At 66.7% G+C, this 21,780-nt stretch carries 22 protein-coding genes; 4 read left to right on the top strand and 18 right to left on the bottom strand.

Annotated elements, in window-relative coordinates; genetic code table 11:
• Window positions 1-8 precede the first annotated feature (8 nt).
• From CJ179_RS28315 to CJ179_RS28270, 9 genes are all read right to left on the bottom strand, one after another.
• Complete coding sequence (locus tag CJ179_RS28315; RefSeq protein WP_072946818.1) at window positions 9-1,379, bottom strand: MFS transporter; 1,371 nt, start codon at window positions 1,377-1,379, stop codon at window positions 9-11.
• A 115-nt stretch (window positions 1,380-1,494) separates the two neighbouring features.
• Window positions 1,495-1,821, bottom strand: a complete 327-nt coding sequence (locus CJ179_RS52180) for an HNH endonuclease (RefSeq protein WP_072946916.1) — start codon at window positions 1,819-1,821, stop codon at window positions 1,495-1,497.
• A gap of 42 nt (window positions 1,822-1,863) precedes the next feature.
• The gene (locus CJ179_RS28305; protein WP_095863541.1) at window positions 1,864-3,006 is read right to left on the bottom strand and encodes an RNA-guided endonuclease TnpB family protein; all 1,143 of its coding nucleotides are present in this window, start codon (window positions 3,004-3,006) and stop codon (window positions 1,864-1,866) included.
• 242 nt (window positions 3,007-3,248) lie between these two features.
• Entirely contained in the window at window positions 3,249-4,982 is a 1,734-nt protein-coding gene (locus CJ179_RS28295) for a CocE/NonD family hydrolase (RefSeq protein WP_095863540.1), read from the bottom strand.
• 21 nt (window positions 4,983-5,003) lie between these two features.
• On the bottom strand, window positions 5,004-5,945 hold the full coding sequence (locus CJ179_RS28290) for an MBL fold metallo-hydrolase (RefSeq protein ID WP_072946821.1): 942 nt from the start codon (window positions 5,943-5,945) through the stop codon (window positions 5,004-5,006).
• A gap of 1 nt (window position 5,946) precedes the next feature.
• Entirely contained in the window at window positions 5,947-6,873 is a 927-nt protein-coding gene (locus CJ179_RS28285) for an alpha/beta hydrolase (RefSeq protein ID WP_095863539.1), read from the bottom strand.
• Between the two features lie 4 nt (window positions 6,874-6,877).
• On the bottom strand, window positions 6,878-7,999 hold the full coding sequence (locus CJ179_RS28280; RefSeq protein WP_072946824.1) for an NAD(P)/FAD-dependent oxidoreductase: 1,122 nt from the start codon (window positions 7,997-7,999) through the stop codon (window positions 6,878-6,880).
• Window positions 8,000-8,050: 51 nt separating this feature from the next.
• Window positions 8,051-9,004 carry a phosphotriesterase gene (locus tag CJ179_RS28275; protein WP_095863538.1) on the bottom strand — a complete coding sequence of 318 codons (954 nt, stop codon included), beginning with the start codon at window positions 9,002-9,004 and terminating at the stop codon, window positions 8,051-8,053.
• A gap of 52 nt (window positions 9,005-9,056) precedes the next feature.
• Window positions 9,057-10,043: an aryldialkylphosphatase gene (locus CJ179_RS28270; protein ID WP_095863537.1), complete on the bottom strand. Its 987-nt coding sequence runs from the start codon at window positions 10,041-10,043 to the stop codon at window positions 9,057-9,059.
• A gap of 148 nt (window positions 10,044-10,191) precedes the next feature.
• On the opposite strand from CJ179_RS28270, the gene CJ179_RS28265 reads away from it, so the two are divergent.
• On the top strand, window positions 10,192-10,779 hold the full coding sequence (locus CJ179_RS28265; protein WP_072946827.1) for a TetR/AcrR family transcriptional regulator: 588 nt from the start codon (window positions 10,192-10,194) through the stop codon (window positions 10,777-10,779).
• Here the strand turns inward: CJ179_RS28265 and CJ179_RS28260 are convergent.
• The 6 genes from CJ179_RS28260 to CJ179_RS28235 all read right to left on the bottom strand — a co-directional run bounded on the left by CJ179_RS28260 (window position 10,776) and on the right by CJ179_RS28235 (window position 16,489).
• Window positions 10,776-11,702, bottom strand: a complete 927-nt coding sequence (locus CJ179_RS28260; RefSeq protein ID WP_095863536.1) for a LysR family transcriptional regulator — start codon at window positions 11,700-11,702, stop codon at window positions 10,776-10,778. The genes CJ179_RS28265 and CJ179_RS28260 overlap by 4 nt on opposite strands.
• A gap of 39 nt (window positions 11,703-11,741) precedes the next feature.
• Window positions 11,742-12,872, bottom strand: a complete 1,131-nt coding sequence (locus CJ179_RS28255; protein WP_095863535.1) for an NAD(P)/FAD-dependent oxidoreductase — start codon at window positions 12,870-12,872, stop codon at window positions 11,742-11,744.
• The gene (locus CJ179_RS28250; RefSeq protein WP_095863534.1) at window positions 12,869-13,066 is read right to left on the bottom strand and encodes a ferredoxin; all 198 of its coding nucleotides are present in this window, start codon (window positions 13,064-13,066) and stop codon (window positions 12,869-12,871) included. Before CJ179_RS28250 ends, CJ179_RS28255 begins: the two co-directional genes overlap by 4 nt.
• Window positions 13,063-14,241: a cytochrome P450 gene (locus CJ179_RS28245; protein ID WP_095863533.1), complete on the bottom strand. Its 1,179-nt coding sequence runs from the start codon at window positions 14,239-14,241 to the stop codon at window positions 13,063-13,065. Before CJ179_RS28245 ends, CJ179_RS28250 begins: the two co-directional genes overlap by 4 nt.
• Window positions 14,242-14,462: 221 nt before the next feature.
• On the bottom strand, window positions 14,463-15,248 hold the full coding sequence (locus CJ179_RS28240; protein WP_095863532.1) for a CoA ester lyase: 786 nt from the start codon (window positions 15,246-15,248) through the stop codon (window positions 14,463-14,465).
• On the bottom strand, window positions 15,248-16,489 hold the full coding sequence (locus CJ179_RS28235; protein ID WP_095863531.1) for a CaiB/BaiF CoA-transferase family protein: 1,242 nt from the start codon (window positions 16,487-16,489) through the stop codon (window positions 15,248-15,250). The genes CJ179_RS28240 and CJ179_RS28235 overlap by 1 nt, the downstream gene beginning before the upstream one ends.
• Before the next feature lie 178 nt (window positions 16,490-16,667).
• On the opposite strand from CJ179_RS28235, the gene CJ179_RS28230 reads away from it, so the two are divergent.
• Window positions 16,668-17,588 carry a LysR family transcriptional regulator gene (locus CJ179_RS28230; protein ID WP_072946918.1) on the top strand — a complete coding sequence of 307 codons (921 nt, stop codon included), beginning with the start codon at window positions 16,668-16,670 and terminating at the stop codon, window positions 17,586-17,588.
• Window positions 17,589-17,614: 26 nt separating this feature from the next.
• On the opposite strand, the gene CJ179_RS28225 is transcribed toward CJ179_RS28230, so the two are convergent.
• The 3 genes from CJ179_RS28225 to CJ179_RS52885 all read right to left on the bottom strand — a co-directional run bounded on the left by CJ179_RS28225 (window position 17,615) and on the right by CJ179_RS52885 (window position 19,853).
• On the bottom strand, window positions 17,615-18,442 hold the full coding sequence (locus CJ179_RS28225; RefSeq protein ID WP_095863530.1) for a CoA ester lyase: 828 nt from the start codon (window positions 18,440-18,442) through the stop codon (window positions 17,615-17,617).
• Window positions 18,439-19,548: a PrpF domain-containing protein gene (locus CJ179_RS28220; protein WP_179377651.1), complete on the bottom strand. Its 1,110-nt coding sequence runs from the start codon at window positions 19,546-19,548 to the stop codon at window positions 18,439-18,441. The genes CJ179_RS28225 and CJ179_RS28220 overlap by 4 nt, the downstream gene beginning before the upstream one ends.
• Window positions 19,549-19,727: 179 nt before the next feature.
• The gene (locus tag CJ179_RS52885) at window positions 19,728-19,853 is read right to left on the bottom strand and encodes a hypothetical protein (protein ID WP_257015804.1); all 126 of its coding nucleotides are present in this window, start codon (window positions 19,851-19,853) and stop codon (window positions 19,728-19,730) included.
• A 122-nt stretch (window positions 19,854-19,975) separates the two neighbouring features.
• On the opposite strand from CJ179_RS52885, the gene CJ179_RS50640 reads away from it, so the two are divergent.
• Window positions 19,976-20,248, top strand: coding sequence for a hypothetical protein (locus CJ179_RS50640; protein WP_143548918.1), 273 nt, complete (start codon window positions 19,976-19,978; stop codon window positions 20,246-20,248).
• Window positions 20,245-21,630: an SLC13 family permease gene (locus tag CJ179_RS28215; protein WP_095863528.1), complete on the top strand. Its 1,386-nt coding sequence runs from the start codon at window positions 20,245-20,247 to the stop codon at window positions 21,628-21,630. The genes CJ179_RS50640 and CJ179_RS28215 overlap by 4 nt, the downstream gene beginning before the upstream one ends.
• Window positions 21,631-21,780: the final 150 nt, after the last annotated feature.

Below are 21,780 nucleotides of genomic sequence, written 5' to 3'. Positions count from 1 at the left end.
GCGGGGGATCAGCGTGGACCCGAAGGCGCGGGCACGGCCCACGCGCTCCCCTGTTCGCGATCGAGCACGGTGACCGCCTTGTTCTTCAGCCCGAAGATGTAGACCAGCAAGCTGACCCCGATCACGACCGTCACGTAGACGATGAACCAGCCGACCTGGCCGGCCGACTTCGATGCCTGGTACAGGAGCGGCGCCGTACCGCCGAAGACGGAGTTCGCGAGCGCATAGCCCAGTCCCACACCCAGGGCACGGATGTCGGCGGGGAACAGCTCCGCCTTCACGATCGCGTTGATCGAGGTGTACCCGGTGAGGATGATGTAGCCGACCGCGACCAGCGTGAACGCCACCAGCGGCGAGGTGGTCTTCGGAAGGTAGGTGAGCAGGACGTAGGTGTAGAGGACCCCACCCACACCGAAGAAGATCAGCAGCGGCTTGCGCCCGACGTGGTCGCTGACGATGCCGCCGACCGGCTGCAGCAGCAACAGCAAGATCAGCCCCAGCAGGTTGATCCACGTTGCCGTCAGCGCCCGGTCGTCCCCGAAGGTGGACTTCACAATCGCCGGCGCGTTGACACTGTAGGTGTAGAACGCGACCGTGCCGCCCGCGGTAATGAGGAACACCAGCAGCAGCGGACGCCAGTGTTCGGTGAACAATGCCGTCAAGGAACCCGCTGTCCGGTCCTCACCCGCACGGATGGCCTTCAGATGCGACTCGCTGAGCGACTCGTCCATCGAACGCCGAATCCACAGCACCACCAGGGCGGCGACGCCGCCGATGAAGAAGCCGATCCGCCATCCCCAATCGTGCAACGCCTCGACATCGAGAACGCTGAGCGCGATCAGGAGCGTGAACTGCGCGAGGACGTGACCGCCCACGAGGGTCACGTACTGGAAGGACGACAAGAAGCCACGCCGATTCGCGGTTGCCGCTTCGGACATGTACGTCGCCGAGGTGCCGTACTCGCCACCCGTGGCAAATCCCTGCACGAGCCGGGCGACGACCAGGATGACCGCCGCCCAATACCCGATGGTGTCGCGTGTCGGCATGACTGCCACCAAGAAGGAGCACGACGACATGATGGTGATGCTGAGCATCAGAGCCGCCTTGCGGCCACGACGGTCAGCGAACCGGCCGAAGAACCAAGACCCCACCGGTCGCATGACGAAGGTGACCGCGAAGATCGCATAGATGTACACCGTGGAGTTGGAGTCGTTCTCGTCGAAGAACTGTGCCTCGAAATACGTTGCGAAGACCGTGTAGATGTACACGTCGTACCACTCGACGAGGTTTCCTGCCGAACCCTTCATCGTGTTGAGCACCGCCCGCCGAGTGCTCGTCGGAGCGCGGGTTGGACCGGACGGAGTCGCGTCATCGATCATCCGTCGACGATAACGGATCGACCGACCACACCTGGTCGAGTCACGCAGGGGCGGACCAATTCACTCCCCGCTGCGTGTCTACTCCGATCACGACAGTCCGGCGCCGTGGCTCGCATCAGTCACTGCTCCGGCAGCGTCGTAGTTGGCTGGACAGGTACCGCCTGGCACGGCGATGACCACCCACGTTCTCGAGTTCGATGTCCAGCGCGTTCAGGAGCGTCGCGAGCAGGGTCGCCTGTGGAGCCCATCCATGGCGACGCCGGCACTGCGCGAGCCAGTCGACCGGACCGATGTGGCCGCGGTCCGCGTTGCACCGCCGGCACGCGGCGGCCTCATTGGCCACGATGCTGGGCCCGCCTTTGAGTCGCGGCACCAAATGTTCGGTGGTCGGCGGATTGACGTCCTCTCGGCCTGAACGACCGAGATTCCCCGCGAGACTCACGTCCCGCGGTTCCTGTTTCACCGACAGTCGCCGCCCCACACGTTATGTGCGGGGCGGTCTCACACCGTCTCCGCAGGCTGCCACCGTCAGTCCGACGGCCAAAATGTTCTTCGCAGCGTTCACATCGCGGTCGTGGACGGCGCCGCAGCGGCACGTCCACTCCCGCACGTTCAGCGGCATCGCCCCGGCGATTGCCCCGCACACCGAGCAGGTCTTCGACGACGGACAGAACCGGTCGATCGCCACCACCCGGCGCCCGTACCAGTCGGCCTTGTACTCGAGCATCGACCGGAACTCGGACCACCCCGCATCCGAGATCGCCCGAGACAACGACCGATTCTTCACCATATTCCGCACACTCAGATCCTCGATGGCGATCACTTGGTTTTCGCGCACCAGCCGAGTGGAGAGTGTGTGCAGATAATCGCGCCGCCGATCGGCGATCCGACCATGAATCTTCGCGACCTTCAGTCGGGCCTTGGCCCGGTTCCGGGACCCCTTCTGCTTCCTGGCCAGCATCCGTTGCGCCTTCGCCAGCCGCGCACGGTCCCTGCGCTCGTGTCGCGGGTTGGTGATCTTCTCCCCCGTCGAGAGCGTGTAGAGGCTGGTGATCCCGGCGTCGAGCCCGACCACCCGATCGACCGGCTCGAGTTCGCTGATGGTGTCCTCTACGAGGATCGAGATGTGGTACTGACCGCGAGCATTGCGCGACACCGTCACCTGCGACGGTGTCACCCCGTGCGGTAGCGGCCTCGACCACCGGATCTCCAGGGGTTCGGACTGCTTGGCCAACCGGATCTGCCCGCCGCGGTAGGTGAAGCAGTTCGAATAGTAGGTCGCCGAATCCTTCGACTGGCCCTTCCTCTTGAATTGCGGGTAGCGGGCCTGCTTGCGCCAGAACCTCTCGAACGCGCCCTGCAATTGCCGCAGCGATTCCTGCAACGGTCCCTTCGACGGCTCCGCCAACCACGCGGTCTCGGTGTCCCGCTTCCATCCGGTGACCATCTTCGAGGTGTCCGCGTAGGTGACCCGACGCTGCTCCTGCGACCACGCCCGCGACCGCTCGGCCAACGCCCGGTTGTAGACATACCGGGTGCACCCGAACGTCCGAGCAAGCTGCTCCGCCTGCACCGCAGTCGGATAGAAACGAAACTTGAACGCCCGCTTCACCACCCTCCCCGCCATGACCCAGACACTAGCTTCACGGTCCGACAACATCAGATCAGCCATCCCGGACCTGAAGGACCGGGTTTGCGCCGAAAGACTCACGAATCAACGGCCCGAAACGCCGACCACACCACAGGCATCGCCCACCCTGCCGGTCGACGGCGAGGGCGAGTCTGGCGGTGCGGTCCACCAGTCGATCGTGACCGAATGACTCGGCGAGCGCCAGTGCTCCGCCGACGCGTCGGCCGAAACCTCTGTCGCTACACCTTCTCCTCCGACGTGCGCGTCGTGAACGGCAACACGAGGCGAGACGGGTGGTCGGCGTCCCGGTAGATCTTGTGGGTCACGGGGCGGCCGACCGGCAGGTGGAACGCATCCGGTGGTAGCAGCGCGTTGTGCTCGTCCGCCAGCGGTTCGGCGTTCGACAGTTCCACCACCAGACGATGCCCCGGCCGGAATGTCGCGGCGAAGGGGTAGAGGCGCAGCACATACTCCTCGATCGTCCCCGGCTCGACCGGCAGCGCGCGGGTGTGTGGGTGGTGCGGGTTGCCCTCGGTAGTGCGCTCGTCGAGTTCGCGGTGCGAGGCCTTGAGGTACCCGGAGGTGATCAGCTGACGTTGACCGCTCGGTGCGTAATCCCACAGGCGCAGAATGAAATTGGAGTCAGGTTGGTCGATCTCTACGAAGAGGTGCGCGGCTCCGGTGCCGATCAGTTCCGTGGGCTCCTCGAACGGCGCTGTCTCCCATTTCAGGATCTCGACCTTGTCGGTGACGGTCAGCGGCGCCTGATAAAAGCCGTCCGGGGCGGCGTACCGGGCGGCCATCGGTTCGGGGTCGGTGGACAGCTTGCCGCGCGGTCGCAGGTACAGCGACCGGTACTCCACATCCTTCGGCGGCCACTGGTCACCGGTGACCCATTCGCGTGCGCCCTCGACGTGGACGGTGACCGCCGGCTCGTCCATCACACCGTTGTCGATACCCTTGATCCAGTAGTCGTACCAGCGGAACATCTTGTCGTGTTCCTCGATGAACGGCCGCGACTGCATGGGTGGGTACGGGCCGATATCGAGTTTCTTCGGTCCCTGCAGCGCGTCGAACAGCGCGATCGTGCCGTCCACCGTCCAGCCGCGACCCTGATCGATCTGTAGATAGACGGGGATGTCGATGCTCGGGGCCAGCGTGATGGGGTTTCGTTCCTCGTACCACTCGCCGTCCAGGTCGTTCATCACGATGTCGAACCAGGCCTCGTGGTGATTCGGGTAGTTCAGCACGTGCACCAGGTTCGGCCAGGCGGCCACATCCGGATCCTCCAGGCGCGCCGCGACGCGCTTCCTCAGCTCGTCCGGGGAGCACGTCTCGACCATGCGGGACTTGACGCTGTCGGTGAAGGCCCAGCCGGAGTCGCCTCCGCGGCCCTCGCGGGCGGCACGCGGCATGAACCACATGATGCCGCCGTGATAAGTGGTCTCGTAGAAGTCGAAATGACCGCCGCTGACGAAGATCGCTTTCAGGTGCGGCGGCCGCTCCGCGGCGGCGAGCACCTGCATCGACCCGAAGTAGGAGATGCCGATCATGCCGACGTTGCCGTCGCACCACGGCTGTTCGGCGACCCACTCGATGAAGTCGTACGCGTCCTGGCCCAGGGAGACGCCGCCGGCGTTGTAGTTGCCGATGTGCTCGCCCTCGGAGGCGCCGGAGCCGCGCAGATCGCCGATGACGTGGACGTAGTCCTCTTCGACGACGCGGGCGATGTCGCCGGCTTCGATGCAGCCGTCCCACATCGGGGAGGGGCGACGCTGCGGCGGTGTGGTGAGGGCGAGCGCCTGCAGCTCTTTGCCGTACGGGCTCAGCGCCACCAGCGCCGGTCGTGGTGTGTCGTCTACGCCGTGGTAGGCGTCCGCTGCCAACTCGATGCCGTCTCGCATCGGGACGCGGAGATCCTTGCGGATGTGGATGGTCTGTCCACCCGCGTCGAACGTCTGGAACTCGGCCATGGGGCGCGACTCCTTTCTGTGTCAGACTTTCTGGGTGTACTGCGTGCGGTAGCCGTGCAGCGTCGTGAAGAACGGGGACGGTTCGAGGGTGGGATCGCCGTCGTAGCCGAGGTCCTCGGCCACCGGGGTGAACGGCGAATACGGCGAGTCGATCTCGCGTAGGCCCCCGCACAGGCACCGATGGGCTGCGCCGCGGACGTCGCCTTCGATGTCGAGGCTTTCGTGGAGCGCTTCGGCGGCCTGGTCCCGGTCGAGTTCGACGCCGTAGGCGACCCCGTCCGCCCGCCGGTAGGGATGCCCGAGGTACAGGTGGTTCGGGCGGATCTCGTCCCGCAGGTACTCCAGGCTCGACCGGTAGGCATCCGAATTCTCGTAGCCGGGGAATCCGTTGGCCGCTCCGTGGACCTGGACGGCGTCACCGACGAACACGGAGTTCCGACCGTCCACGACGTAGGCCACCGATCCCGGTGTGTGGCCGGGGATGGAATGCACCGAGACGGTGACACCTCCTCCGAGCGACAGGGTCTCGCCGCCGCGGACCAGCATCGTCGGTTCCATCTCACCGGAGATCACCGCTTGCGTCGCCGCGATCTGCTTCGCCTCACCGTCGGGGTCGTGCAGGTACTGCCCACGCACCGACAGGTACTCGTCGACGTGCGCCTGCCGTGAGCGCAGCAGGTGCGCGTCGGCCTCGTGGATGACGACCTGGGCACGCCTTCCGGTGAGTTCCCACAGCGCGTGCGCCCCGCCGATATGGTCGATGTGGCCGTGGGTCAACAGGATCCATCGGACGTCCTCGATACGGCGTCCGAGGGCCTCGAGGGCGGGCGCCATGCCCTCGGTGGGCGACGTCGCGATGCCGGTGTCGACGATCGCCGGCTCCGGAGCATCGATGTAGAAGCTGTACAGCCCGAACCGGCCCCAGGGTGAGACGAGCGGGTGGATGGTCCCGTCCTTCGCCACGTCACTCCCCCGGCCGCGTCAGGAACTCGGCCGTCTCCTCGAAGGCCCGGTGGAACTCGGAGATCCACGAGAAGTTCTGGACGAAGCCGTGATTGGCGCCGGCGTAGCGACTGACCGTGGCCTTCACCCCGGCCTCGTTCAGACGCGCGCCGTAGAGCTCGCCCTCGTCGCGCATCGGGTCGAACTCGGCGGTGACGATCAGGGCCGGCGGCAGGCCGGTGAGGTCGCCGCGTTTGATGGGCGAGACGCGCGGGTCGGCGGGGTCGGCGCCGCTGTCGAAATAGAACGCGTTGAAGGGTTTCAACCCGGCCGTCTCCACACCGTAGCCTTCGGCATTCTCCCGGAGGGAGTCGTAGCGGTCGACGTCGAAGTCCAGGTCCAAGGACGGATAGAACAGCACCTGATGCGTGATGCGGTCGAACCCCTCGTCGTGGGCCGTTGCGGCGACGGCCGCGACGAAGGTACCGCCGGAGCTGTCGCCCGCGATCGCAAGGGTATCGCCGTCCCAGCCGAGGCTCTCGCCCTGCTCCACGACCCAGCGGACCACCGCATCGCAATCGTCCAGTCCGGCCGGGAATTTCGCCTCGGGTGCGCGCCGGTAGCCGACGGAGATGACCTTCAGTCCGGTTTCGACGGCCAGGTTCCGGGCGACGTGGTCGTGGGTGTCGAGGCTTCCGAGGAAGAACGCGCCGCCGTGGAAGTAGACGAGCAATCCGAACGCGTCGGCCTCGACCGGGGTGTAGATGCGGATCGGCACCTCACCCACGCGCGTGTGTGCAGTCGTGTCCTCGACGGTGTGCAGGGGCAGGCGCTCGTCGATCGGAGCGACCTGCGACTCTTCGATCGCGCGCAGGACGGCCGGGTCGAGCGAGTCCGGCGGAGCCGGCAGTGTGCTGAGGACGTCGGCGATGGCGGGGTGAAGGGTCATCGTGTCACGCCTGCGCCCGAGCGGTGGGCTTCTGCCCCGGGAAGACGTCGTCGACCTCGTCCTCGGTCCAGCCCTGACGGGAGATCCGCTGCAGTTCGTCGGTGACCGGTTTGCGGGTGGCCTGGTAGAGCGCCAATGCCCCGGCGACGGTGTCGGCGTCCCGCAGGGCGTCGGCGAGTGCGCCGGCGTCGAGGATCGCCGAGTTCGCGCCCTGACCCTGGTGGTGCAGCATCGAGTGGGCGGCGTCGCCGACGAGGACCGCCGAATCGGAATGCCACGTGTCGACCGGGTCGATGTCGTACACGCCGCGGGTGTTGACGATGCTCATGTCGAGGTCGCGAGTGATGTCGACGATCCTCGGGTCGAAGCCGTCGACGGTGGCGAGCATGTCGTCCTTGGATACCTGTGGCGCCCAGTTGCTGTCGGGGCACAGGGCGGTGATGTCGAAGGAGACCTGGCTGCGGTGGCGCAGGGGCAGCAGATACACCTTGGTGCCCTTGCCGATGTACATGCGTAGGTTGTCGTCGACGACCATGCCGTGGGCGTCGGCGACATCGATGACGGCGCGGTAGGCCCGCTCGCCGGAGAACACCGGTTCGTTGTCGCTGAAGAGTTGTCGGCGCACCACGGATTTGATGCCGTCGGCACCGACGACCAGATCCGCTTCGACGGTCGTGCCGTTCGTGAAGGTGAGCAGGGAACGCTCGCCGCGGTCCTCGACGGTGGCGAGTTTGTGGCCGAGCTCGACCATGCCGCCGGGCAGGACACCCACGAGGGCCTCGATGAAGTCACCGCGGTGGATCAGGTGAGTGTGGGTTTTGACGGTGTACTCGTCCATACCCGGCCACGATTCCTTCATGATCGGTTCGCCCGTGGCGGTGAGGATCTCGAAGTAGTCGCTCGGTGAGCTGACCTTCGCAATCGCGTCGAAGATGCCCCACTGGCGGAAGCGGTCCATGGTGGAGGGGCGCAGGCCGATGCCGGCGCCGACCTCACGGATTTCGGTGGCCTGCTCGTACACGGTGACGTCGGCGCCGAGCAGGCTGAGGGCCTTGGCGGATGCGGCGCCGGCGTACCCGGCGCCGATGACGGCGACGGTCAGATTCTTCAGATGCGTGCTCTGCATGGTGGTGTCTCTCTGGGTGGGCGCACCGGTGCGCCGAAGGTTCGAGGTGGGTCAGGTCTGGATGGTCAGGAAGTCGGCCGGGTTCTCGACGAAGAGCGTGGTGATGGTCGCTTCGTCCAGGCCTGCTTCGCGCAGATCCGGGATGAGGTCCTCGAACAGGTAGTTGCAGGTGTGACCCTTGACTCCGGGCCAACCGAGTGGGCTGCAGTTGGCGTCGACGCCGGCGAGCGCCTGATCGAGGTGACCGGCGGCGAGGAACCCGAGGAAGTGGTCGAGGCGTTCCTTGCGCGGGCGGGCCCAGAACGGCGGGTCCTCGAGTTCGGTTTCGTAGCCGAAGGTGTCGAAGCCGACGCGGCCGCCCTGTTCGGCGATCCACCGGTCGCGTGTCTTCGAAGCGTTGACTCCGTCGTCGGCATGCCCGAACAGCACGCGGTGCAGCGGGAGTCCTTCTTCGGTGAAGATCGCGATGGCGTTCTCGGCGTCGATGGCCAGGTGGGTCAGGATCGGTACGCCGGTCTCGAGTGCGGCGCGAGCCGCGGCCCGGTAGATGCGCTTGTCGAGGTCGGTCATCTTGCCGCCGCGGCTGACGCCGACCTTGATGACTCCGGCGCGGCTGCCGGTGTTGCCGATGCCGACGGTGATCTCGTGGATGAACTGCTTGGTCAGGTAGTCGACACTCGCGCGTTCGAAGAAGGGCAGGGCGGTGTCGCCGCCGACGAAGCCGGTGCAGGCGACGATGTGGACGCCCGTCTTGGCGGACAGCGACTTGTAGTAGTCGATGTCACGGCCGTTGCAGATTCCGGTGACGTCGACGAAGGTTCCGCCCCCGTACTCGTGGAACTTACGCAGTTTCGGTACGGTCTCCTGGTACCGCTCCTCGGGGGTCTTCCACCACCTCGTGTCCAGCTCGGAGCCGGGCATGCCGTATCCGATGTGCTCGTGGACGGCGACGATGCCCAACTCTTCGGTCGGGATCGATCCCAGGACGGTGTTCACTCTTGACACAGGCAGTTCCCCTTCGGGAAGGACGATTCTTCGATGATGTGGGGTCGGGTGCTCAGCGCACCGACAGCAGGTCGCGGGGGTTGTCTGCGAGCATGCGCCGGATGTCGGTGACGCCGAGTCCCTGCGCGGTGAGGAGCGGCACGAAAGTCGACAGGATGTAGCTGAACGGCAGATCGAGACCCGGTTCTCCCAGCGACACACCGGTGGCGTTGCTCGACAGGAGGATTCGGTCGCCATGACCGGCGTCGACCAGTTCGCGGATCAGGGTGGCGCGCTCGGCGTCGGTGACGTGTATGCCGCCGTCCGCACCCACGTGGTCGAGGGCGACGTAGGCTCCGCGGCGGGCGATCTCGAGCGGCGCGCCGGCGTCGACCGCATCCCTGCGGTCGAGTCCGCCGACGACGACGCGGTCGGCCTGCAGGCCCTCGCCCACAACGATCCCGAGGTCGTGCACCGCGTCCTTACCGAAGCGGAGAGAGACCGGTACGCCGGTGTCGCGGGCGGTTCGGGCCGCGGCACGGACGAGGTTTTCCTCGGTGGCGGTCATGCCGTCGGGATTCGCGGCGGTAGCCACCAGGCCTGCGGCACCCCGGCGTTCCACCCGGGGAACCACCATGCCCTCGGTGATCTCCCTGGTGAAGAGGTCGGCGAATTTGTCTGCCGGCCACGGCGTCGGCGGATTGGTCTGCGGCGTCAGGAAGTATCCGCCGAGCATTTCCTCGGGTCCCATGCCCGTCGACGCGACGATGTGCACTCCGGTCGTGCGTGAAAGCGCTTCGTAGAGCTTGACATCGCGGCCGTGGAACATGCCGGTGCTGTCGACGATCGTCCGCCCGCCGTGGTCCCGGAATTCGGTGAGCTTCCCCACCAGCACCTCGAAGGTCTCGGCGCGGTCCGGGGTGATGTCGAATGCGTGCTCCGCGCCCGGGACCACGGACAGCAGCGCTTCGTGAACCGAGACGACCCCCAGTTCGTCGGCGGGAACTGGGCCGAGAACGGTGTGGACGGTGTTTCTCTCGGCGGTCTGGGAGCCCTTCATCGGCACTTCCTTTCGTCAACGTCATGTGCGCATGACGTGGTACTAGCCACAGTAGCCACTCACATTACAAAGCGTCAAGTAAGTTGCTTGCCAGTTGGGTGAATGGTCCATCTGATTCGTGGGTGGACTGCGGCTACAATCTGAGGTCATGTCGCTCCGCGCCGCACAGAAGCAAATGACCTACGACCTTTTCCTCGCCAAAGGGCTCGAGCTGTTCGGCACGAAGGGCTATGTCGCAACCACGATCGATGACATAGCCAGCGCCGCGGGATCGACCCGGACGACCTTCTACCTGCACTTCTCGTCCAAGGCCGACGTGATGAGCGCGCTGCTGACGAAGGTCGACGCACTACTCACCGCTGCCGACGACCCCACGCTCACCGCGGTGGTGGCCTCGGGCTCGCGTGACCAGATCCAGGAGTGGCTGGACCGCAAGTTCTCACAGTGGGACGAGATCAAGCCCTATCTCACCGCGTCCTACCAGGCAGCCCAGGAGCCGGACGTCGCAGCCAAGACCGAGCAGTGGTTCGAGTCCGCCGTCGGCGACATGACGGCGGGACTGGACCAGGCCAAGCGGTTCCCTCCCGGTCGGCGCCGGATTCGCTGCGTGCTCGCGTTCGGTCAGCTGGAGTACCTCTCGCGCCGCTACTTCGCGGTCGGCTGGCAGACTCCCCGCGAGGCGTGCCTCGACGAACTCACCGACTCCTGGTGCCACCTACTTGCGTCGGACGACTAGAACTCGAAAGCCGTCGCGTCGACGAGGATCTCCCGCAACCAGGCGATGAACGCCGCATCCGCCAGACGCGGATTCCACACCATGTCGATCCGCAACGGCGAGACCGGCAGCGGGAACTCCTCGATACGGAGGTCCACCCGTTCCCGCATCGCGACAGCAACCCGGAATGTGTGCACCGCCACCCCGCCTGCCGACGCGACCATGTGCGGGATGAGCAGGTGGTCGGAGATCAATTGCCCGATCCGGTAGTGCACGCCGTGCGCGTCCATCGCGGCGTACGGCGCCACCCGGTGCCGGGAGTCGTAGGTGACATGGGGCAGCGACGTGAGCAGATCCAGTGCGGATGCCCCGGGATCGCTGTCCGGATGGGCGATCACCACCCAGCGATTCTCGTACAGGCGCTCGCGCGGGTACGGCGATGTGAACGCCTCGGACAGGAGTACGACGTCCACGCCGTCGTCGGTGAAGTCGCTCGGTTGCGGCTGAACGAAGTTGCGCACCCGCAGAGTCGCATTCGGTGCCCGCTCGGCGATCAACCGCGCCAAACCCGGCCCGACCACGAATGCGGTGCTGGTGGTCATTGCAACAGTGATGGTGCGGCTGTCGCGAGCGGGGTCGAAGCCCGGGAAATTCACTACCTGTGCGGTCTGCCGCAGCACTTCACGCAGTGGTGCGACGAGTTCCAGGGCACGCGGTGTGAGCATCAGGCCGCTTCCCTGCCGCGTCACCAGATCGTCACCGATCAGTCGGCGCATCCGCCCCAGGGCATGACTCATCGCGGGTTGGGACATGCCCACCCTGGCCGCGGCGCGGGTGACCGATCCTTCCTCGAGTAATGCCAGCAACGGCACCAGCAAGTTGAGGTTGACCGAGGCAAGCCGCTCCAGGCCGAGATCACTCGAGTGATCACCGGGTTCGTTCATCCACACGAAGTTACGCGTCCTCCTTCCGAGGGGTCGACGTCATCCGGCCGCGGCGGCCATGCGGCGCAGTTTCGGGATCGGGATCCGATGGTTGACGGCGACCGCGACACCGTCACCGCCGACGTGGGTCCAGCGCATCACCGACGGTCCGTGCGGGCTGTCGCCGAGCAGGAACTCGGGTTCACCGGCGGCCGGTAGGTGGCCGGTGGCCTTGAGGTTCAGCCCGAACTGCTCGGTCCAGAAGTAGGGTTCGAGGTCGAGTTCCGGCGCATCGTCGCCCGCCAGGAGCGCGTTGGCAGCGACCTTGGCCTGCTCGATAGCGCTGCTCCACAGCGGAATTCGACGTATTCCCGTAGGCGTGGGAACGGCGGCGGCGTCCCCGGCCGCGACGATGTCGGGCCGGACCCGGCCGCGCGAGTCCACCTCGAGACGGCCGCCGGTCAGCAGTCCGCTGGTGGCCAGCCACTCCGTGTCGGGTATGTCGCCGATCGCACTGACGATCAGGTCGGCGTCGATTCGTGATCCGTCGCGTAGGACCACCCCATGCGCGTCGTCGATCCCGGCAGCCGAGCCGAGGACGACCGTGAGCCCTCGGGCTACCGCGGCCGCGGTGAACGCGTCGGACAGGCAGTGCCCCAGGTGCGACAGCATCGGCGGGCCGTCGGCTACCAGCGTGGCCCGGCATCCCGCCGACAGGGCCGCGGATGCGATCTCCATGCCCAGCGGACCGGCGCCGACAACCACGACCGTGGGCCGGGCCGCCAGCCGTTCCCGGAGGATCAGGGCGTCGTCCACGGTGCGCAAGGACAGCTCCACGCTGTGGTCGCCGCCCAGGCGCCGTGCCCTGGAACCGGTGGCAATCACGAGTCCGTCGTAGGTCAGGTCCGAACCGTCGTCGAGACGCACCCGGCGGGACTCGACGTCGAGCTCGACGGCCGCCACCCCGCGCACCTCGGTTGCCTCGTGCGTGGGCGGTGCCAGTTCGTGGGAACCGCCGTCGACGAGGAGCGCCTTGGAGAGCGCGGGCCGCGAGTACGCCGCCCGGGGTTCGGCCCCCACAATGGTCAGATCGCCGTCGAAACCCGCGGCTCGGAGGCCGTCGCACGCGGTCTGGCCGGCGATCCCGTTGCCGATGACCAGGATTCGTTCGGGAACTTCGATGAGTTTCATGCGAGCCTGAGTGCGGCCACGGGGCAGACCCGGACCGCGGCGCCGGCGTCCGTGAGTTCCGGGCTTCCCTCGGGGATGTCCTCGACGTCGAGGATCAGTTCGCCCGCGTCGTCGAGGTGCATCAGGTCGGGAGCGATCTCTTCGCACAGTCCGTGGCCTTCACAGCGAGGCCGGTCGATCACGATTTTCTTCATGCCGGGACCACCTTCAGGATCTCGAGTGCGTCGATGGAGCGGGTGATGTTGCTGGGCAACCGAACCGGCTCGGCGGCCACCAGCCGCTGCGCGTGGACGGCGAGTGCCCCGATGACGGCGTGGGCTTCCAAACGGGCCAGGCCCTGGCCGGCGCAGCCGTGCGGTCCGTACCCGAAGGAGAGGTGGTCGACGGGGTTTCGCTGGACCAGGAAGGCGTCCGGGTTCTCGTAGTGCCTCGGGTCGCGGTTGCCTGCGCCGAACAGGATCGCCACCTGGGATCCGGCCGGCACGAGGGTGCCGTCGATATTCACGTCCCGGGTCACCGAGCGGCCCCAGGCATGGACCGGCGCCCAGAATCGGAGAATCTCGTTGAAGGCAGCCGGCACCAGCGCGGAATCTCCGCGGACCAGGTCGAACTGATCGGGGAAAGCCGAGAAGAGCGCGACGATGTTGCCGAGCGCGGCGATAGTGGTGTCGACACCCGCGCCCAGGTACTGGTGGATGATATGGCCGGCGGTGCCGGGAGGAATGGCGCCGCGGTCCTCGGCGTCGAAGATGCCGCGACCGACCGACCCCGGCGCCAGATCACCGGCCCGGACCCCGGTGCACCAACCGTAGAGTTCGCCGGCGATCGGGAAGTTCTCCGCGGTCCGCTGATTCATCGGACCGATGACTTCCATCGCGGCCTGCCCCCAGCGCAACATGTTGTCGCGCACCTCACCGGTGAAACCGATCAGGTCCGCGACGACCTCGAGCGGGAAGGCGCGCGCCAACGCATCGATGGCCTCGAACGATCCTCTGGCGACCAGGTCCGCGACCAGCGCATCGGCCTTGGTGTGGATCTGATCCCGGAGTCCCCGCAGCGCCCGTGGAGAGAGGTTCTCGGAAAGAGTCGCGCGCAATTCTGTGTGGATCGGCGGGTCCGAGGCCAGCGATGTGCCCTGAAGCGCCTCGTTGACCACGGAATTGAAGCCGATCGTCCGGGACGAGAAGGTGCCCGGGTCGGCCAACGCGTCGCGGATGACGTCGTAGCGGGTCAGGGCATAGACGTCGTTGGCGGGCAGATGTACCACCGCGCCGAGATCGCGGAGTTCGGCGTACGTCGGATAGGGGTCGATCACGACCTCGTCGGCGAAGAGGTCCGTATCGCTACTCGCCGGAGTGCTTCTGTTCATGCCTCCAGTGAAGTGACTCCACTCACATAAATCCAACTCATATTAGGCATGTACGGACATGAACAAGATTGATGCTGTCCGCCCTGCGGTGCTCTCATCCGTGGTCGCGGCACACCGCGGACGCGGGATCCGGTTCGCACATTTGCTGCCACGTGTAGAAGCCGGGATGTCTTCGCCGTCGACTCACTCTGGCTCTACCTGAACAACCGCAACACCCAGGACTACTGGGACTGGAGGATTCTGCGGGCCCGCTCGGCGACGGGCAGATCCACGAACTCGCCGTCCGGCAGCTGGACGGCGGCCCCGCCAGACTCCTCGAAGACGTTCACAACCCTTCGTGCCCAGGCGAGTTCGTCCTCGCTCGGGCTGAAGGCGGTGTGAATGATCGGCAGTTGGGAGGGGTGGATCGCAGATTTGCCGCCGAAGCCGAGAGAGCGGGCGTGTGCGGCTTCCCTGGCGAGTCCGTCGGTGTCCCGCAGGTGGGGGTAGACGCTGTCGATCGGGGGTGCGATTCCCGCAGCCCGGGAGGCGATGACCAGGTGCGATCGCACGTACTGGAGCGGGGTGTCCCCGTCGCCGATGTCGAGGTCTTTGCGGAGGTCGATGCCGCCGAGGGCGAGATGTTCGACGCCGGGTTCGGCGGCGATCGCCAGGGCGTTGGCGACTCCCCTCGCGGTTTCGATCGCGCAGATCAGCGGCGTCCCCGGTGCCCGATCCCGCACCCACCGCACGTCGTCGACCGAGTCGACCTTCGGGATCCGGATGCCGTGAGCACGGTCGGCGACCGCGGCCAGGTCGTCGGCGGCCGGCGCGGTGCCGACGGCGTTGATGCGCACCCACGCGGGGTGGATGGTCAGAGTGTCGGCGACGCGAGCGCGGGCGGCGTCCTTGGACTCCGGCGGGACCGCATCCTCGAGGTCGAGGATCACCGCGTCCGCACCGGCATCGAAGACCTTGCCGAGGAGTTTCTCTTTGTGCCCGGGCACGAAGAGGTAGCTGCGGGCCATCAGATGACTCCCCTGTCCTGCAGAGCCTCGATGTTCAATCCGAGTGCGTCGCGGTAGATCTGCGTGTTGTCCTGTCCGAGTCGCCGTCCGGGAAACCGGATGGCGCCGGGGGTGCCGAGCATGCGCACCATGAGGTTCTGCATGGCGATGGGCCCGAGGTCCTCGTCGTCGACAGTGGTGATCACGTCGCGGGCGCGGACGTGCGGGTCGTTCATCAGTTGCTCGACGTCGTAGATGGGTGCGAGAGCGGCGCCGACGCGCTCGAACTCGGTGACGACCTCGTCGAACGGGCGGGCGGCGATCCATTTCCCGACCGATTCGTCGAGGAGGTCGCCGTTGCGGCTGCGTTCCCCGGCGGAGGCGAACCACCGCTGTTCGACGAGGTCAGCTCGTCCGACCAGACGCATGACCCGTTCTGCGACGGAGGTGGCGCTGGCCGAGATCGCCACCCACCGGTCGTCCTTGGTGAGGTACGTGTTGCGGGGGGCGTTGTTGGGCGATCGGTTGCCTTGACGGCCGGCGATCGCGCCGAGCTGGTCGAAGGCGGTGGGGCCCGGGCCGAGGATGCCGACCAGGGGTTCGAGCAGCGAGAGGTCGATGACCTGCCCTTGCCCGTTTCCTTCGGGGCTGTTGCGGTGCAGCAGTGCCGTGACCACGCCGAAGGCGCCGGTGATGCCGGCGACACCGTCGGCGAGACCGAACGGGGGCAGCGTCGGCGGTCCGTCCTCCTCACCGGTCTGGTGTGCGAATCCGCTCATCGCCTCGGCGAGGGTACCGAAGGCGCGACGTTGGGCGTAGGGTCCGTCCTGCCCGAAGCCGGTGACCCGCAACGCGATCAAGCCTGGATTGAGCAGCATCAGCCGGTCGGGTCCGAGTCCCCACTTCTCCAGCACTCCGGGTCGGAAGTTCTCCACGAGCACATCGACGTCGACGACCAGATCCCGCAGGATCTGCTGGCCCTCGGGGGTGCCGAGGTCGAGGGTGATGCACTTCTTGTTGCGCGCAATGACTTTCCACCACAGTCCGTGGCCGTCCTTGTTCGCCCCATGAGATCGGGCGGGGTCGCCCGTCGGGTGCTCGACCTTGATCACCTCGGCTCCGAAGTCGCCGAGCAGCATCGCGGTGATCGGTGCGGCGTACACGGTGCTGATGTCGAGAACTCGAACTCCGTGCAGCGGGCCGCGGTTCGCCTCCCTCGGCGAACTCGCGGTCGGGGTGTCATCGTGTGGATTCACGCTCATGGGCAGTCCTCGGCATTGTCGAGAGGCGATTGAAGCGGGACGGTGGTGATGGCGCCTGCGTGGAAGTCGGGCGGCACGTTTCCCGCGTGTGCGGACTCCAATCTGTCACTCGCCCGAGTGAAGTACAATCGCGAGTATCTTGACTCCCTTTAAATTCTTCTAAAGGCAGGTGGCCGACGTGCTCGACACGACGCGGATGTTCACGCTGTGCGAGGTCGCGAAGCACGGCTCCATCACCGCGGCTGCGGCGGCGCTCGGGTACACCACTTCGGCGGTTTCGCAGCAGATCGCCAAGCTCGAGAAGGAGGCCGGGCAACCGCTGCTGGAACGGCATGCCCGCGGCATCATGCTCACCGACGCCGGCCGCTCCATCGTCAAACACACCGAACGGATCCTCATCGAACTCGAGGCCGCGGACGCCGAACTCGCGGAGATCCAGGGACTACGTGCGGGAGAACTGGCGATCGGAACCTTCCCCACGGCCGGATCCTCGCTGCTGCCACTGGTGATCAAGGAATTCAAGACCCACCACCCCGGCATCGACCTGCGCGTCCTCAGTGGACGATTCGCCCAGCTCGTCGATTCGCTTCGCCGCCGGGAGACGGAGCTGTCCCTGTTGTGGGACTACGAGTGGAACCGGATCGACGACCCACTGCTGACGTACCACCACCTGATGAACGATCCGACCCTGCTCCTGGTGTCGGAGAAACACCGCCTCGCCGACCGGGAGTCGATCAGGATCACCGAACTCCGCGACGAGTCGTGGGTGGTGCGCGCCGACGATCACCCGGTTGCCCACACACTCGAACGGCTCTGTCAGCAAGGCGGATTCACGCCCCGGACAAGTTTCCTCGCCCACGACTACGGGGAGGTTCAGGCCATGGTGGGGGTCGAGTTGGGGGTGTCGATCGCGCCGCGGCTGGCCGTCCTCAATCCCCGCCCCGACGTCCGGTCCATCCCGCTCGCCACCCGCTCGCCGCAGCGCCGGATCCTCGTCGCACACCTGACCGAGCGTCGGCTGAGCCCGGCCGCTCAAGCGGCCATCACACTGTGCATGGCGGCAGCGCGGCGCCTCGAGGAAGGTTTCGCCGACACGTAGGCGCAGGGCGGCACGGTGATCGCCGGCTACGAGGGGCAGATGGTGAATGCGTCGGCGAGATGTGCGATCTTCTCGGCCCTGCCGAGCCGCGGCAGGTCGCTGCCGTCCCGGATGACCCGACCGCGCGCATCGAAGTCGGCGAGAAATTCGCGCGCCCAGATGACGTCGGACGGTGCCGGGCTGATGGCCTCGTTGATCACGGGCAGCTGCCCGGTGTCCAGGCACAGTTTGCCGGTCAGACCGAGGGATACCGCGACCGCGGACTGCTCGCGCAGAACGGTGTGGCTGTTGCTGACAGTCGGTCCGTCGATCGGTCCCGGGAGGTCCCCGACCCGGCTCGCGACGACGAGCCGCGATCGCGGATAGACCATGGCGAGATCGTCCGCGCTGGTGCCGGTGTCGCGGCGGTAATCGCCGCTTCCGAAGGCGAGCCGGAAGGCGCCGCGGGCGCGGGCGATGGCGGGCGCTTCCTCGATGCCCACGGCCGATTCGACGAGGGCGAGGACCGGAACGGTGCCGCCCAGTCGATCGAAGGTGTCGGTGACGTGGCCGGCCGCCTCGGTCTTGGCGAGCATCACCCCGGCCAGTCCGGGAAGGCCCGCGAGGCGGTCGACGTCGTCCGACCAGTAGGGGGTGGTGTGATCGTTGATCCGGACCCAGGCCGAATGCTCCTCCAGCCACGTCGCGACGCCCTCGCGGGCGTGCGGTTTCCGTTTCGGGTCCACGGCGTCCTCGATGTCGAGGACGATCTGGTCCGCGGGAGATCGGCGGGCCTGCTCGAAGGTCTCGACGCGGGTCCCGTTCACCAGCAGCCACGAACGCGCGATCCCCGCGAGGTGCTGTGGCCGGGTCACCGTGCGGATCCCGCCAGCACGGCGGCCGGGGAGGCGACGAACAGTTCGGCGGCCGCGATGCGCCGTGCCGCGCGGTGCAGTGAGACCGTCTCGATCACCCCGTCGGGGGAGGTGGTGAGGTCGATGTCGAGGACACCAGCGGCCGTTCCCAGTCGCAGCGAGCCGGGCCACCGCACCCGGGCGTTGTCGGCCACCACTCCCCCTTTCACCGTGGCGGCCGCGGCGACGGCGACGGCCGATGTCAGGCCGATCGCCGGATGCGGGGCGAGCATCGACAGCATGCGGACCGAGACGTCGTAGTCCGCACCGACGATGTCGATGCCCGCGCTGGTGCGATAGTCCCGCGGTGGGCCGATCACACCGACCTTCGGAATGGCATGCGAGATGGGATCACCAGGCGTGCTCAGTCCCATCCGCAGCGACGATTCGCGCCGCAAGGCCACGAGAACGGAGAGGTGGTCGGCGATCACCGAATTGTCCTCCGCCCCGCTCAAGCCCAGATCGGCGGCGTCGAACAACGCAGCCGGCGCCCCGGCAGCCACCATCGTGCCCCGGTAGCGGCAATCACCGAGTGTGAACGAATCGGACGCCGAGCCGGTGGGCAGCATCGCCGTGCCGGAGGCCAGGCCGGTGAAGGTCAGGGTGACCGGAACGCCGAGCGCACTGGTCCCCGGCACGGCGGCATCCCCCTCGGTGGGGATCACCCCGCCCGGGGTGGCGATCTCGGCGGTGAGGATCGCACCGGTGTTGGTGTTGCGCATCCGCACGATCGTCGTCGCACTGTCGACCGCGACGAGTCCGGACTGCAGCGCATACAACCCGATCCCGGTGGCGCAGTTTCCGCAGTTGCTGCCCCACTCGACCCGGCGATCACCGATCGCGACCTGCGCGAACAGGTATTCGACGTCGATGCCCGGCTCGGCGGATCGGCGCACGATCGCGGCCTTGGATGTTGTCGAGCTGCCACCGCCCACGCCGTCGAGCTGACGGGGATCACCCGACCCGAAGGCCGAGGTGAGTATGGCGTCGAGCCCGCCCGCCTGCTCGACCAGAGGGTCGACATCAACCGCGTTGAAGAGCCAGCACTTGCTGGTGCCCCCTCGCATCCAGGTTCCACGGAGTGTGAACACCGCCCGGCCGCCTTTCATTCGTGACGAAGTCTGAGGCACCGCCGAAGGCTCTGATCGGGGTAAGGGAACTGAATCTCCAGCGGTGACACCATCAACCCTGCGCCCCACCTGGGTGGAGCACAATTTCGAATATGAGGACGACCCTTAAGAGTGGCTTACATTGCCGGGTCGAGCGCCTTCGTAGGACTGCGCACCCACCCACCGGCGGCGCGGTGTGACCTCGGGCGCCACCGTTCGTCGAGGTCGACGACCCACAGCGACGCCACCAGCACGACGATCACCTGGGCACGAAGCCGTCGGCATGACTTAAGCAGAACTGAACCCCCGGGTAGAAACGTGACATTGTTCTGAACATCTGTCGTCTCTAACGTGATGTAGGACATGATCGACGAGAGGATGTGACATGCGAACCACGAGCCCGCTACCCCCAAGCGAAGACGTTCCCGCCGACCGGGACCGGGCCTGGGAGCTGTCCACCGAACTGGTCGATTCCACCGCGCCCGTTCTGACCCCGCACCGTGACCCCGTCACAAGTCGGGAGACGCCGCACACGCACCCCCTGGCACCGCCATTCAGTGCCCTCGGACGCGTCGAGGCCCCCATTGTTCACGCAACCGGAACAGCCGACGACCAGGCAGGCGACCCTGCCGGACAGCAAGCGAAAGAACGACCATGACCTCCATCGAAATACTCCCCCTGATCGCCTTGGTCGCGATGTTCGTGATCGCCACCATCTTCCCCATCAACATCGGCATCCTGGGCTTCATCGGAGCCTTCCTCGTCGGCGCCTTCGCCCTCGGTTACGACGACAAGGAAATCCTCGCCGCATTCCCGAGTTCGATCGTCCTGACGATCATCGGCGTCACCTACTTCTTCGGCATGGCCAAGAGGAACGGCACCATCGACCTCCTCGTCAACGCCTGCATCCGCGCAGTCGGCGGCCGGACGGTGATCGTTCCCTGGGTGTTCTTCTTCTCCGCCTCCGTACTGACGGCACTGGGCACCTTCAGCCCCGCAGCGGTCGCGCTGATCTCGCCCGCGGCGATGTCCTTCGCCGCGCGCACCCGGATGAGTCCGCTCGTGATGGGCATCATGACGATCAACGGCGCCCACGCCGGCGCGTTCTCGCCGATCTCGGTCTCCGGTGTCCTCGTCACCGACATCGTCAACTCCAGCGGCCTGACCATCGCGCCCTGGACGCTGTTCTTCGCCAGCTACGGCATCAACCTCCTGCTGTCGGTGCTGACCGTGGTCGGCTACTCGGTCCTCGCCCGAGTCCGCGACCTCGAGTACACCGCCACCGGGACCAGCAACGAAACCGGCAGCGGTACACCGCGTCCCACCACCGTTGGGGCACCGGATCGGACGCCGACCACCGGCGGTACAGGCTCGTCGGGCGGGACGCAGGTACTCACTCGCGGGCAGACGGCGACCAGCGTCCTGCCCGACGCACACCCCGTGACCCGGGTCCAGAAGCTCACCCTGTTCCTCATCGCCACCGTGCTCGTACTCGTGCTGGTGCTGCATCTGCCGATCAGCTTCGTCGCCATCGCCGCCGGCGCGGTCCTCGCCTTCACCGATCTGTCGAAGCAGAACGAAGCCATCGCCGGCATCAGCTGGTCCACCGTCCTACTCGTCGCCGGCATGGTCACCTACATTTCGATCATGGAGGAAATGGGCACCATCGACCACCTCGCCGAAATGGCCATCACCGTCGGCGCACCACTGCTGGTCGCGTTCGTCCTGTGCTACGTCATCGGCGTCACGTCCGCGTTCGCATCCTCGACCGCACTGCTCACCGCGATCATCCCGCTCGCCCTGCCCCTGCTGCAGACCGGCGCACTCCCCGTCGTCGGAGTCGTCGCGGCGCTGGCGATCTCGGCGACCGTCGTCGACGTGTCCCCGTTCTCCACGAACGGCGCCCTCGTCCTCGCCAACGCACAGAACATCGAACGCCCCGCGTTCTACCGCCAGCTTCTCCTCAACGCAGGCATCGTCGTCGCAGTCGCACCTGCACTGTGCTGGTTCATCCTGGTAGCCGCCCCTGCACTGTTCTGAGCACGCCAGACAAGGGCCGCGACCGCCACCTCATCCGAGGTGGCGGTCGCGCTCGTAGCACCCGCGTGCCGGCGGCCACCTCTGCAGCCCCGGTCACCGGCCTGTCGGACTGAATGGTGCTGTACACACTTCAGCCACATCCTCGCCGGT

Origin of the sequence: Rhodococcus sp. ACS1 (assembly GCF_002300155.1) — a bacterium.
GTDB classification, from domain to species: Bacteria; Actinomycetota; Actinomycetes; order Mycobacteriales; family Mycobacteriaceae; genus Rhodococcus_F; species Rhodococcus_F koreensis.
The sequence above is the reverse complement of the archived record's forward strand: the minus strand, read 5'-3'. Positions and strand labels throughout refer to the sequence as shown.